We start from the raw sequence: 13,739 nt of genomic DNA on the forward strand, positions 1-13,739 counted from the left end.
TGGTAGTTTTGCCTGACCGACGTTGATTCACCGACGCGCCGCCCCACATGCGGCGCGCACCACAACTAAGCCAATCCACGGATGGAGATGAGAGACATGCAGGACCAGTACATCCTCGCGCTTGACCAGGGCACCACGAGTTCCCGCGCGATGCTGTTCGATCGCCAGGGCAACATCGTATCGATCGCCCAGAAGGAATTCGAACAGATCTACCCGCAACCCGGCTGGGTCGAGCACGACCCGCAGGAAATCTGGTCGACGCAAGCCGGCGTCGCCGCGGAAGCCGTCACGCGCACGGGCCTGAACGGCACGTCGATCGCGGCGATCGGCATCACGAACCAGCGCGAAACGACCATCGTCTGGGATCGCGAGACGGGCCAGCCGGTCTACAACGCGATCGTCTGGCAGGATCGCCGCACCGCCGATTTCTGCGACTCGCTGAAGAAGCAGGGCCTCGAAGCGAAGGTGCGCGCGAAGACCGGCCTGCCGATCGACTCGTACTTCTCCGCGACGAAGATCCGCTGGATCCTCGACAACGTGCCGGGCGCGCGCGACAAGGCGCGCCAGGGCAAGCTCGCGTTCGGCACCGTCGACAGCTGGCTCGTGTGGAACTTCACGAAGCACGAACTGCACGTGACCGACGTGACGAACGCGTCGCGCACGATGCTGTTCAACATCCATACGCGCGAATGGGACAGCGAGCTGCTCGAACTGCTCGACATCCCGCGCAGCATGCTGCCGGAAGTGAAGGCATCGTCGGAAATCTACGGCCACACCAAGACCACCGTGTTCGCATCGAAGATCCCGCTCGCGGGCATCGCCGGCGACCAGCACGCGGCGCTGTTCGGCCAGATGTGCACGACCTCGGGCATGGTAAAGAACACCTACGGCACCGGCTGCTTCCTGATGATGAACACCGGCGACAAGCCGATCGAATCGAAGAACAACCTCGTCACGACGATCGCCTGGCAGATCGGCGACGACGTGCAGTACGCGCTCGAAGGCAGCATCTTCATCGCGGGCGGTCGTGCAGTGGCTGCGCGACGGCGTCGGCCTCATCAAGACGGCCGCGGAAATCGAGGCGCTCGCCGCGAGCGTGCCGCACACCGACGGCGTGTATCTCGTGCCCGCGTTCGCCGGCCTCGGCGCACCGCACTGGAACGCACGGGCGCGCGGCTCGGTGTTCGGCGTCACGCGCGGCACGAGCGCCGCGCATCTCGCGCGCGCGGCGCTCGATGCGATCGCGTATCAGTCGCTCGACGTGCTGGCCGCGATGGAAGCCGATTCGGGCATCAGCATCGGCGAGTTGCGCGTCGACGGCGGCGCCAGCGCGAACGACCTGCTGATGCAGTTCCAGGCCGACCTGCTCGGCGTCGACGCGGTGCGTCCGCAGATCACCGAGACGACCGCGCTCGGCGCGGCCTACCTCGCGGGTCTCGCGATCGGCTACTGGAAGAACCTCGACGAAGTGCGCGACCAGTGGCAGCTCGATCGCCGCTTCGCACCGTCGATGCCGAAGGAGCAGGTCGAGCAGCGCATGGCCGGCTGGCAGCGTGCGGTGCGCGCCGCGAAGGCATGGGCCGACGACACCCGGTAATCCGAACTACTCCAAACGACATACAACAACACCGGCGGACCGCGCAGCGCGCGAGTCCGCCGTGACTTCGAGAGACAATCATGTCACCTTATATTGCAGAATTCATCGGCACGGCGATCCTCGTGCTGCTCGGCAACGGCGCGGTCGCAAACGTGCTGCTTGCAAAGACCAAGGGCAAAGGCGCGGATCTGATCGTGATCGTGATGGGCTGGGCGATGGCGGTATTCGTCGCGGTCTACGTGACCGCGTCGTTCAGCGGCGCGCACCTGAACCCGATCGTCACGATCAGCCTCGCGCTCGCGGGCAAGTTCGCGTGGTCGAAAGTCGGCGGCTACGTGCTCTCGCAGATGCTCGGCGGGATGGCGGGCGCGCTGCTCGTGTGGCTCGCGTATCGCCAGCACTTCGCGAAGGAAGCCGATGCGGACCTGAAGCTCGCGGTGTTCTGCACGGCGCCGGCGATCCGCAGCACCACGCACAACGTGCTGACCGAAGCGATCTGCACGTTCGTGCTGATCCTCGGCGTGCTGTATCTCGCGTCGCCGCAAGTCGGCCTCGGCGCACTCGACGCGCTGCCCGTCGGCCTGCTCGTGCTCGGCATCGGCATCTCGCTCGGCGGCCCGACCGGCTACGCGATGAGCCCGCGCGCGACCTGTCGCCGCGCATCATGCATGCGCTGCTGCCGATTCCCGGCAAGCGCGACAGCGACTGGCGCTATGCGTGGGTGCCCGTCGTCGGCCCGCTGCTCGGCGGCGCGGCGGCAGCCGGCCTGTATCTGCGCCTGCACGCGATGGCCTGATCGCGGTCTGAACGAAGCGCGCGGCGTTCGCTGCCGCGCGCTTCATTTCCCTCCTTTCCGCTACCGGTCATTCACGGCCGTCACCAGCGACTTCAGCTTCACGTCGACGTCCGCGACCGCCGCCGGCGTCACGTCGATCCCGCGTTCGACCAGCATCCTCGCCACGCGCATTTCCTTCACGAATCCCGCCGCCCGGCCGAAGCCGCTCGCCGCGACGAGCCGCGCGAGCGCATCGAAATGGAAATGGATTTCCGCATCGTCGCCAAGGCTGCGTGCGACCGACTGCGTACCGAGCGCCGGCTCCCCGGCCACCTGCAACTGCGCATCGTATTGATCGGACCAGAACCACGGCGTGTCGCGATACGCTTCGCCCGCACCGAGCATGTTGCGGGCGGCGACGTGCGCTTGCGTCTCGGCGCCGTGCCAGGTCTCCTGTCGAACCGGCTGGCCCGATAACGCGCTCGGAAACACCGCGACGTCGCCGGCCGCGTAGATGCCGCGCGCCGATGTCTCGAGCTGCGCATTCACGACGATGCCGCGCTCGACCGCGAGGCCCGCATCGCGCGCCAGTTCATCGGCCGGTTCGATGCCGATGCCGGCCACGACCGTGTCGGCGAGTAGCGTGTCGCCGTCGTCGAGCACGACGGCCAGCGCACCGCCCGACGTCCGCTCGATCGCAACCGGCTTTCGGTTCAGGCGAATCGCCACGCCCTGCGCATCGTGCGCCGCATGCACGCGCGTCGCGATGGCTTCCGGCACAGCGCGGCCGAGCAGTCGCGGCGCCGCGTCGAGCACGGTCACGCGGCAGCCGCGCCGACGCGCCGACGCCGCGACTTCGAGACCGATGAAACCGCCGCCGATCAGCACGATCCGCGCGTCGGGCACGAGCCGCGCGCCGAGTACCGCCGCATCGTCGAGCGTGCGCAACGCGACTACGCCGTCGAGCGCCGCGCCAGGAATGGCCAGACGGCGCGCACGGCCGCCGGTGGCCAGCAGCAGCGCGTCGTAGCCGAACACGTGTCCGCCGGACATGCGCACTTCGCGTGCGTGCGGATCGATACGCTCGACGGTCGCGACGATCCGCTCGATGCGGTCGACCGTCCATGCGTCGGCATCGCGCAACCGGCATTGCACCGCGCTGCGCTCGCCCGTCAGCACGCCCTTGGATAACGGCGGCCGCTCGTACGGCGGATGCGGCTCCGCGCCGATCAGCACGATGCGCCCGCGCCAGCCGGACGCGCGCAGCACCTGCGCCGCGCGGCCGCCGGCATGGCCCGCGCCGACGATCGCCATCACCCGGTCGCTGGTCATCGCGTCATACCTCGATCAGGATGCGGCCGTCCTCGATCTTCGCGCGGTACGTGCGCAGCCTCTCGCACGCGGGCGCCGACAGCGGCCGGCCGTCGCGCACGTCGAAGCGGCCGTTGTGCTTCGGGCACTCGATCACGTGATCCATCACGAGCCCGTCCGCGAGATGCACCTGCTCGTGCGTGCACAGACCGTCGCTCGCGTAAACCTCGCCGTCGATCCGGTAGATCGCATACGTGCGGCCGGCGTGATCGAAGCGCGCGACGTCTTCGTCGTCGATGTCGTCGAGCGCGCCGGTGTCGATCCATTGCGTCATGGTGCGTGTCTCCTTCGTTGTGAGGTTCGGTAGCGGTCAGGCGCGCGCGGCATCCGGCACCGGCCGCACGACGTAATCGGACGGGTCGCGCGTCTGCCGGACCAGCGCCGGCACGATCTCCGCATAGGCCGCCAGCGTGCTGCGGTACGGCGGCGGCATGTCGGCCTTCACGACTTCGTGCAGCTTCGGCAGCGCATGGAACGGCACCATCGGGAACATGTGGTGCTCGACGTGATAGTTCATGTTCCAGTACAGGAAGCGGAACACCGGATTCATCATCACGGTCCGGCAGTTGCGCCGGTGATCGAGCACGTTCTCCGGCATGCCCGCGTGCTGCGTGAGGCCGAAGTACAGGTACAGCCATGCGCCGTAGAGGCTCGGCAGCCCGATGTAGAGCAGCGGCAGGAGCGTGTGCCAGTACACCGCCGCGCCCGTCACGAGCGCGTAGATCGCGAGATGGATGCGCGACTCGCGCACGACCTTCGGCCATTCCGACTCGGGCACGTAGGTGCGTTCCTCGTCGTCGAGCCGGCCGGTGAACGACACCGCGATCATCTTGCGCAGCTCGCCGGCCACGTGCTTCAGCGCGACGACGTTCAGCGCGAGCGCGAGCCAGTCGGTCGGCTTCGGCGCGGCGATTTCCGGATCGCGCCCGACGACCAGCGTATCGGTGTGATGGCGCGCATGGCTCCAGCGCCAGGCGGTCGCGCGGCGGAACACCTGGAACGACGCGACCTGGTACAGCACGTCGTTCATCCAGCGCGTGCGGAACGCGGTGCCGTGCCCGCATTCGTGCCAGCGCGAATCGGCCGGGCTGCAGTACAGCGTGCCGTACACGAAGAACGCGGGAATCGCCCACGCCGAATGCGCGCGCCACGCCAGCCACGCGAGCGCGCCGCTGATCGCGATCGCCGCATACCAGATCAGCGTGTCGCGAATCGCCCGCGCATCGCCGCGCTGCATCAGCTGCTTCATCAGCGGCCGCGGCACCGCGCACCGGTACCACGCGGCGTTGACGAGCCCGGCCGCGTGTGCGCGCTCGCCGGCGCCGCCGATCATTCGGTATGCCTGACGGCGCGCCGCCGTGGGTTCGCGTGCCGGGTCGTCGGGTTGGGCCACTTCTGTCTCCTGGGGTTCTTGTGCGCGGCAAGCGCTTCGCCACAGGAACGAAATTAGGCGACCGGCCGCCCCGCCTCAATCGAAACGTTGACGAAATTTCGCCATCGCTTTAGCGTTCCCGACAACGCCACGCGATCGATGGCGACCCTCATGATGGAGACGACCATGGCAGGTGAATCCGGGCCGCGCTGGCGCAAGCGCACCGCGCGCTTCGACGAGATCGCGGCGCTCGCCGGCGTCAGCACGACGACCGTCGACCGCGTGCTGAACGAGCGTGGCAGCGTCTCCGCGCAGGCGCGCGAACGCGTGGTGGCGGCCGCGCGGCAACTCGGCGTGCCGCGACAGTTGCCCGACACGCGGCACGGGTTGATCCACGTCGACGTGCTGCTGCCGGACACCGACGCGCCGTTCTTCCGACGATTGCAGCAGGCGCTGCAGCGCTCGCTGCAGATGCTCGACCGGCGCGTGGTCGTGCACCGGACGATCCTGCCCGCCGCGGACGACGCGCGCGCCGCCGCGCTGATCGAACGGCCCGCGTACCGGCGCGCGGCGCTGATCGTCACCGCGCACGACACGGCCCGCGTGCGTGACGCACTGGCTGCCGCGATCGCGCGGGGCGAAACCGTCGTCACGATGGTCACCGACATCGGCGGCATCGACCGCGCGCACTTCGCCGGCATCGATAACTATCGCGCCGGGCGCACGGCCGGCTACTACATCGGCCGCCTCGCCGCGCGCCCTGGCCGCGTGCTGCTGCTCGGCGGCCGGATGGGCTACCGCGCGCACGCCGACCGGATGGCCGGCTGCCGCGACCAGCTCGCCGACGCGTTCGCCGCCGTGCGCTGCGACGATGAACCGATCGAGACGCTCGACCAGGACGACCGCTGCTACCGCGCGGTGTCGAAGGCGCTGCAGGCGCACGACGACGTGGTCGCGATCTACAACAGCGGCGCCGGTTCGGCCGGCATCGAAGCGGCGCTGCGCAAGGCCGGCGCGATCGGGCGCGTGGTGTGGATCGGCCACGAGATGATCGACCTGCACCGTACCTTCATCGAAGCCGGCGCGATGGATCTCGCGATCGACCAGGATCCGGACGGGCAGGCGATTTCCGCGCTGCAGCACGTGCTGCATGCGTGCGGCATCGTCGAACAGCCGCCGCCGGACGACCCGGTCGAATTCCGCGTGTTCTGTCCGGCGAACGTGAGGACGAGCGCGTACCTGCAGGCGTGAATCCCGCCGTGCGGCACACCGTGTGCGCACGATGAAAAAATCGACCACGGCATGGGCGATTTTTCGTCAACCTTTGTCATGCAGCCCGCGCCGCGCATCCGTACATTGATCAGCCATCCACGGACAACAACGGACAGGAGACGATGGCTGAACCGATCCTCATCGGCGTGAACCTCGACGGCGTGCTCGAACACGACGGGCTGCCGCCGCCCACGCCCGCCGAACGTTTCCGGAGGGTCGCCGCTGCCGGCGTGTTCGATTACATCGAAAAGAACCCGGCGCGCGGCGAGGACCTGTCGCCGTATTTCGCGCTGGTCGATCGCCACGCGCTGCCGATCCGCGTGATCGGCGGCATCTGGTGCGCGGGCCGCGACGAAGCGCATGTCGCCGAGATCGTCGCCGCGGGTGCGCGGTTCGGCAGCACGGTGCTCAACTGCCAGCTACATGCGCGTCACGCGGACGGCCACCTGCTGTCGGACCGCGAAGTCGCCGATTTCTACCTGCGTGCGTACGCATTGGGCGAGCCGGTCGGCTGCCTGCCGAGCCTCGAAGTGCACGTCGACATGTGGAGCGAGGACTTCATGCGCGTGGCGCGCGTCGCGCAGCTTGTCGAGCAGGCCGGCGCACCGTTCCGTATCACGCTCGATCATTCGCACCTGCTGTTCAAGATCGGCAACCGCGCCGAGCTCGACGCATCGGGCCTGCGCGAATCGGCCGACGGTGGCCATGCGCTGCTCGACCCGGCGTCGGCCGCCGCGATCTACGCCGACTGGATCGCGCGCGGCTGGGTCCGGCATGCGCATGCGCGCAGCGTGACGCCGAACAACCCCGAGAACCGCTGGATGCGCCGCGCGGACGGCAGCCCCGGCCGCGGCATCCAGTACCCGTTCGTCGCGCCCGCGCCGGGCGCGTATCGCGGCGAATGGCGCGCGGATGCGCTGGACACGTGGAAAGCCGCGCTGCGTCAGTTGCTGCGAACGCAGGCTCACGCGCGGCCACCGCTGCTCGCGCAGATCAGCTGCGAGTTCATCCCGTTTCCCGACTACGGCGGCGGCGCGCGCTATTCGATCTTCGACAACAACGTCGCGTGCGCGCACTGGCTGCGCGACACGTGGCAGACACTTGCCGCGCGCACCGGCACCTGATTCGGACCCGCCCCACTCCAGCCTCAAGGACAGAACGACGATGCAAACCTTCCACTTTTCGCTGAACCGGATGAGCGCGCCGCGCTTGCCGCTCGACCGCTACGTCGCGCTGTGCCGGCGCCTTGGCGTCGACACGATCGAAATCCGCAACGATCTCGACGGCGTCGAGCTCGCCGATGGCACGCCGGCGGCCGCCGTCCGCGCGACGGCCGAAGCCGGCGGCGTGACGATCCTGACGATCAACGCGCTGCAGCGCTTCGAGCAATGGAACGCCGAGCGCGCGGACGAAGCGACCGTGCTGGCCGACTACGCGGCGCAATGCGGCGCGCGTGCGCTGGTGCTGTGCCCGACCAACAGCCACGGCGACACGCGCAGCGCGGACGCCCGCCATGCGGATCTCGTCACGGCGCTGAAGGCGCTGAAACCGATCCTCGAAGCCCGCGGCCTGCTCGGCTTCATCGAACCGCTCGGCTTCGAGGAATGCGCGCTGCGCCGCAAGTCGGACGCGGTGAAGGGCATCTACGCGGCGGCGGGCGAGCCGGTGTTCCGGCTCGTGCACGACACGTTCCATCATCACCTCGCCGGCGAGGACATCTTCTTCCCGAGCCTGACGGGCCTCGTGCACATCTCGGGCGTCGAGGACGCCGACCTGCCGGTCGACCGGATGCGCGACGGTCACCGCGTGCTGGTCGGCGGCGCGGACCGGCTCGGCAACATCCGGCAACTGCGCGAGCTGCTCGCGCGCGGCTACCGCGGCGCGCTGTCGTTCGAGCCGTTCGCAAACGAAATCGCCGAAGCCGGCGACATCGAGAACCGGCTGCGCGCCAGCATCGACTACGTGCGCGGCGAGCTGGCGGATCGCTGAGCGGACCGTCATGACGGCGCGCGCCCCATGCTGACCGTGCATCGGTAAACCAGCGGAATCCATAGGAAAACGGAATGATCGAATTCGCTTTGTTCGGCGCGGGCAGGATCGGCAAGATCCACGCGGCGAATCTCGCGCGCCATCCGGGCGCAAAACTGAAGTACGTGATCGACCGGCATGCACCGTCGGCGGAAGCGCTCGCCCGCACGCACGACGCGCAGGTCGCCGACGTCGAGCGCGCGCTCGGCGATGCGTCGGTGCGGGCCGTCGTGATCGCATCGAGCACCGACACGCATGCGGACCTCATCATCGCGGCCGCGAACGCGGGCAAGGCCGTGTTCTGCGAGAAGCCGGTCGACCTCACCGTCGAGCGCTCGCGTGCGTGCGCGGACGTCGTGCGGCGCACCGGCGCGACCTGCATGATCGGCTTCCAGCGCCGCTTCGACCCGACCTTCGCGGCGCTGAAGGCACGCGTGGAGCACGGCGAGATCGGCGCGCCGGAAATGCTGGTCGTCACGAGCCGCGATCCGGGCGCGCCGCCGGCCGATTACATCCGCAGCTCGGGCGGCATTTTCAAGGACATGCTGATCCACGACTTCGACGTGTTCCGCTGGATCCTCGGCGACGAAGCGCAGACGCTGCACGCGACGGGCAGTTGCCTGACCGATCCGGCCGTGCACGACGCGGGCGACATCGATTCGACCGCCGTGACGATCCGCACGCGGCGCGGATTGCTGTGCCAGATCAACACGTCGCGGCGCGCGGCCTACGGCTACGACCAGCGCTTCGAACTGCTCGGCAGCCAAGGGATGCTGCTGGCCGGCAACGTGCGGCCGACCGAGGTGAGTGCCTGGCTCGCGGGCGGCATCGCGACCGACGTGCCGGAGCCGTTCTTTCTCGAACGCTACCGGCATGCGTATGCGGCCGAGATCGCGCATTTCGTCGACGCGCTGCGCGACGGCACGCCGGTCAGGACGACGATCGACGACGGGCTCGCCGCGCTCGAACTGGCCGAAGCCGCGATGACGTCGTGGAAAACGGGGCGCGTGATCGAGCTGTGACGCGGCAAACGGCGGCCGCGATCCGGGCAAGCGAGCCGCCGCTGCGCGAGCGGCGGCGCCCCGGCACGACCTGCCGCAACCTCACGGCGGCATCGGGCAAATTTGCCGCCACGTCGCGCGGCATGCGCGTGAAAGCACGTATGATGACGAATCGATCGGCGTCGCCGATATCCCGCATTTTCATCACCATGCTCGATCACCTCATCTGCGACTGCGACGGCGTGCTCGTCGACAGCGAAGTCATCGCCGACCGCGTACTGCTCGACACGCTGTCCGCCACGTTCCCGAACCTCGATTTCGAAGCCGCCGCGAAGTCGGCATTCGGCCAGCAGACGTCGCGCTTCCTCACCGGCATCGAATCCCGCTTCGGCATCGAAATGCCCGCCAACTTCATCGAGACCATCGAGCACAACATCGAGATCGCGCTCGCGCAATCGCTCGCGCCGATCAGCGGCGTGCGCGACGCGCTGCTAAAGGTCACGCTGCCGGCCGCCGTCGTGTCGAACAGTCGGCTCGTGCGCGTGCGCAATTCGCTGAAGCGCGCGTCGCTCACCGAGATCTTCGGCGAGCGGGTGTTCAGTTCCGAACAGGTCGCGCGGCCGAAGCCCTACCCCGACGTCTACCTTCACGCGGCGCACACGCTCGGCGTCGAGCCGGCGCGCTGCGTCGTCGTCGAGGACAGCATTTCGGGGCTGAATGCCGCACGGGCGGCCGGGATGAAGACGATCGCGTTCGTCGGCGCGAGCCACATCCCCGACAACTACGCGGACGCGCTGCGCGCGATGGGCATCACGCGGATCATGCGCAAGATGGACGAACTGCCGGCGCTCGTCGAAGCCGGCATGCGCGGCGAATTCGGCGACGTGCAGTCCTGATCGTCATTCGGGCCGGATCGGTCGATCCGGCCGCGCCACGGGCGCGCGAACGCGCCCGCCTTTCCTTCGCTCAGGCCGGCTCGCAGCAGCGTTCGCGCGCGGCCGCCAATGCCTCGCGGAACTCGACGAGTTCCGCGATCGTCAGCATCGGCAGCCCGTGCCGTCGCGCGAAGCGCTCGACATCGTCGCCGCGCGTCATCGTGCCGTCCGGATTCATCAGCTCGCACAGCACGCCGGCCGGCTTCAGGCCCGCGAGGATCGACAGGTCGACCGTGCCTTCGGTATGACCGCGGCGCGCCAGCACGCCGCCCGGTTGCGCACGCAATGGAAACACGTGGCCGGGGCGCACGATGTCGTGCGGCTTCGCGCCGTCGGCGATCGCCGCGCGGATCGTCGTCACGCGATCGGCGGCCGACACACCGGTATGCACGCCTTCGCGCGCCTCGATCGAGACGGTGAACGCGGTGCCATTGCGGCTTTCGTTGGTCTGCACCATCGGCGGCAGTTCGAGCGCGCGCACCGTGTCGTCGGTCAGGCACAGGCAGACGATGCCGCTGCACTCGCGGATCAGCAGCGCCATCGTCTCGGGCGTGATGCGCTCGGCGGCGACGATCAGGTCGGCTTCGTTCTCGCGGTCGTGGTCGTCCTGCAGCACGACCGCGCGGCCGGCACGCATCGCGTCGAGCGCGGCGGCGATGCGCGGCGGCACCGGTTCGGCATCCAGCAGGGGGAGATCGGCAAAGGCGTCGGCAGGCGCCGACGAAACGGACATCAAGGACATGTGAAACGCTCCTCGCAAATACGATTAGGGCGAAAAACGTTTCAGGGCATTGCAAACAGACAGAACGACAACCCGCTTCGCATGCAGCGCGAAGCGGCCCTGACGGACATGACTATCTGCACATCTTCTCTCATCCGGACTGTGACCGTCGGCTCTGGCATTCGACCAGATCTGCTGACCCCGCGCGGATGCGCGGGCGCTCGCGGGCTCGCCGGCTTACGCCAGCCTACCGCCGGTGGGGAATTTCGCCCCGCCCTGAAGACGCACTGATTGCCGGACGGGAACGCCCCGTCACCGGCGGGCCAAGCATACAACAGCCGCGCACGACGCGCAGCCAACTACCGGTAAAACCTTACTGACGACCCCGTCTAACGGCATCGCCCGAACGGCCGGCGGGCGATCCCGCGACCCCGCGACCATCCGGGAACGCAGTCGCGCCGCGCGGCCCGCGCGATCAGTTGACGGCCGCGTGCGCCGCGTCGGGCACGAGCCAGCGCGGCGGCACCTCCGGGCTCACCGTCACGCGGAACGCACGCGCTTCGCTGTCGCCCGGGTTGCGCAGGCTGTACGGCTGGTCGGCGTCGAACACGATCGCGTCGCCGGTCGCGAGCAACTGGCGGCGGTCGTGCACGCTGACTTCGAGCGTGCCTTCGCTGACGACCAGGTTGACCGTCGTGCCGGGCGCGCGGCGCGCGCCGGGCTCCGTATGCAGCGGTGCGATCCGCAGCTCGTGGAATTCGGCCGCGGCCGGCTCGCCTTCCGGGTACAGCGCACGCGCCGAGAAACGGCCGTTCGAGCTGACCACGCGCGACGCGCGCTCGGCCGCCAGGTGCTCGAAACCGTTCACCGCATGGCGCCGCAGGAACGCGGCGACCGACACCTTCAGTGCCGCCGCGATCTTGCAAAGCACCTTGATCGACGGCACGCTGCGCGCCGATTCGATCTGCGCGAGCATCGCGCGCGACACGCCGGACAGCCGCGCGAGCGCGTCGAGCGACAGTTGCCGCTCGGCGCGCAAGCGCGCGAGATTCACGCCGACGACTTGCTCGAGGACGTCGAGCGACGCGGAGCCGCGCCCGTCGGCGGCATTGCCGGACTCGAAGGAAGACACGTCGCGCACGAGCGCCAGGGATGAAGACATAGCATTGCCTCCGGGCCGCTGCGCGGCCCTGCGTAGGGGTAAGCCGGAACAGGAATCGGGTTGCGCCGGTCATTGGCGCGTATCGAGACGCTATCACCCGGCCTGGCACGGGCAAACGAAGTTATCTTCACACCGTTATCAGCATCGCGGAGGAATACGTTTCTCGCGAACCTTTTCCTGCCGCTATGGCGTCGCCGCGCAAGGCGTCGTGGCGACCGCTTACTGCGCCGCCGGCGCCGCCCCGCGCGCCGGGCCGCGCGTGTCGAGCCGCATCGCGAGCCACGTGACGACCAGCGCCGCGAACGTCACCGCGACCGCGACCCACGGCAGCGCATCGAGCGCGAAGCCGTGTTCCAGCGCGAGGCCGCCAAGCCACGCGCCGCCCGCATTGCCGACGTTGAACGCGCCGATGTTCAGCGTCGACGCCAGATGCGGCGCGCTCGCGGCCTTCTCGACCACGCGCGCCTGCAGCGGCGGCACCGTCGCGAACGCGGCGATCCCCCAGATGAATACGGTCACGGCGGCCGCGACCGGCAGGTGGCTCGTCTTCGCGAACACGGCCATCACGGCCATCAGCGCGACGAGGATCGCGATCAGCGACGGCATCAGCGCGCGGTCGGCGAGCTTGCCGCCGATCGTATTGCCGATCGTCAGCCCCGCGCCGAACAGCACGAGGATCAGCGCGACCGCGCGCGGCGAGTAACCCGACACGGTCTCGAGAATCGGCGCGATGTACGTGAACACGACGAACACGCCGCCGAAGCCGAGCACCGTCATCAGCAGCGCGAGCCACACCTGCGGCTCCTTCAGCACGCGCACTTCGTGGCCGAGGCCGACCGGCCCGCTGTCGTGGCGGTTCGGCACCAGCGCGGCCACGCCGCCGAGCGCCAGCACGCCGAGCGCGGCGACGATCCAGAACGACGCGCGCCAGCCGAGCAACTGGCCGACGAACGTGCCGAACGGCACGCCGAGCACGTTCGACAGCGTGAGCCCGGTGAACATCAGCGCGATCGCGCTTGCGCGCTTGTCGGCCGGCACGAGCGACGCGGCGACCACCGCGCCGATGCCGAAGAACGAGCCGTGCGCGAACGACGTGACGACGCGCGCGACCATCAGCATCGCGTAGCCGGACGCGGTCGCGCACAGCACGTTGCCGACGATGAAGATCCCCATCAGCAACTGCAGCGCGACCTTGCGCGGCATGCGGCTCGTCAGCACCGCGAGCAGCGGCGCGCCGACCGCGACGCCGAGCGCGTAGCCGGTGACGAGCAGGCCGGCCGACGGCAGCGACACGGCGAGGTCGTGCGCGACTTCGGGCAGCAGGCCCATGATGATGAATTCGGTGGTGCCGATGGCGAAGGCGCTGATCGCGAGCGCCAGGAGCGGAATGGGCATGACGTTCTCCGGAAGGCGGCGGCCGCGGCGCCGCGTCGGTGCCGCACCGCACAAGAAAGCGGGATGTGCGCGCATTGTCCCGAAGACGCCTATATTTGATAATTGGCGTG

At 69.0% G+C, this 13,739-nt stretch carries 11 protein-coding genes, 2 pseudogenes and 1 riboswitch; of the genes and pseudogenes, 7 read left to right on the forward strand and 6 right to left on the reverse strand.

All coding sequences use genetic code 11. The annotated features are described in order from the left end of the window. The first annotated feature begins 96 nt into the window (after positions 1-96). Positions 97-1,597: pseudogene (gene glpK, locus SY91_RS00005) on the forward strand (glycerol kinase GlpK). 80 nt (positions 1,598-1,677) lie between these two features. Beyond that, a pseudogene (locus tag SY91_RS00010) lies at positions 1,678-2,393 on the forward strand (MIP/aquaporin family protein). A gap of 60 nt (positions 2,394-2,453) precedes the next feature. Here the strand turns inward: SY91_RS00010 and SY91_RS00015 are convergent. The 3 genes from SY91_RS00015 to SY91_RS00025 are packed head-to-tail and all read right to left on the reverse strand — an operon-like array spanning position 2,454 to position 5,136. Then, entirely contained in the window at positions 2,454-3,704 is a 1,251-nt protein-coding gene (locus tag SY91_RS00015) for an NAD(P)/FAD-dependent oxidoreductase (RefSeq protein ID WP_023476265.1), read from the reverse strand. A 4-nt stretch (positions 3,705-3,708) separates the two neighbouring features. After that, positions 3,709-4,017 (reverse strand): non-heme iron oxygenase ferredoxin subunit, encoded by a 309-nt coding sequence (locus SY91_RS00020; RefSeq protein ID WP_006477886.1) that lies wholly within the window; start codon positions 4,015-4,017, stop codon positions 3,709-3,711. A 36-nt stretch (positions 4,018-4,053) separates the two neighbouring features. Further along, positions 4,054-5,136: a fatty acid desaturase family protein gene (locus SY91_RS00025; protein WP_043887572.1), complete on the reverse strand. Its 1,083-nt coding sequence runs from the start codon at positions 5,134-5,136 to the stop codon at positions 4,054-4,056. Between the two features lie 165 nt (positions 5,137-5,301). Between SY91_RS00025 and SY91_RS00030 the strand changes: the two genes are divergently transcribed. From SY91_RS00030 to SY91_RS00050, 5 genes are all read left to right on the forward strand, one after another. Further along, positions 5,302-6,366: a LacI family DNA-binding transcriptional regulator gene (locus SY91_RS00030; RefSeq protein ID WP_006477884.1), complete on the forward strand. Its 1,065-nt coding sequence runs from the start codon at positions 5,302-5,304 to the stop codon at positions 6,364-6,366. 143 nt (positions 6,367-6,509) lie between these two features. After that, positions 6,510-7,511, forward strand: a complete 1,002-nt coding sequence (locus tag SY91_RS00035; protein ID WP_023476268.1) for a hypothetical protein — start codon at positions 6,510-6,512, stop codon at positions 7,509-7,511. Positions 7,512-7,551: 40 nt separating this feature from the next. Further along, entirely contained in the window at positions 7,552-8,376 is an 825-nt protein-coding gene (locus SY91_RS00040) for a TIM barrel protein (protein WP_023476269.1), read from the forward strand. A gap of 74 nt (positions 8,377-8,450) precedes the next feature. Continuing rightward, on the forward strand, positions 8,451-9,437 hold the full coding sequence (gene iolG / locus SY91_RS00045) for an inositol 2-dehydrogenase (protein WP_023476270.1): 987 nt from the start codon (positions 8,451-8,453) through the stop codon (positions 9,435-9,437). 188 nt (positions 9,438-9,625) lie between these two features. Next, entirely contained in the window at positions 9,626-10,312 is a 687-nt protein-coding gene (locus SY91_RS00050; RefSeq protein ID WP_006477880.1) for an HAD family hydrolase, read from the forward strand. 70 nt (positions 10,313-10,382) lie between these two features. Here SY91_RS00050 and ribB read toward each other — a convergent pair whose 3' ends face one another. The 3 genes from ribB to SY91_RS00065 all read right to left on the reverse strand — a co-directional run bounded on the left by ribB (position 10,383) and on the right by SY91_RS00065 (position 13,629). Beyond that, on the reverse strand, positions 10,383-11,093 hold the full coding sequence (ribB, locus tag SY91_RS00055; protein ID WP_023476272.1) for a 3,4-dihydroxy-2-butanone-4-phosphate synthase: 711 nt from the start codon (positions 11,091-11,093) through the stop codon (positions 10,383-10,385). 118 nt (positions 11,094-11,211) lie between these two features. Further along, a riboswitch (FMN riboswitch) is annotated at positions 11,212-11,360 on the reverse strand. 187 nt (positions 11,361-11,547) lie between these two features. Then, the gene (locus SY91_RS00060; RefSeq protein WP_011546157.1) at positions 11,548-12,234 is read right to left on the reverse strand and encodes a helix-turn-helix domain-containing protein; all 687 of its coding nucleotides are present in this window, start codon (positions 12,232-12,234) and stop codon (positions 11,548-11,550) included. A gap of 219 nt (positions 12,235-12,453) precedes the next feature. Beyond that, positions 12,454-13,629 (reverse strand): MFS transporter, encoded by a 1,176-nt coding sequence (locus SY91_RS00065; RefSeq protein WP_043887575.1) that lies wholly within the window; start codon positions 13,627-13,629, stop codon positions 12,454-12,456. Positions 13,630-13,739: the final 110 nt, after the last annotated feature.

This window comes from Burkholderia cenocepacia, assembly GCF_014211915.1.
Classification (GTDB): Bacteria; Pseudomonadota; Gammaproteobacteria; order Burkholderiales; family Burkholderiaceae; genus Burkholderia; species Burkholderia orbicola.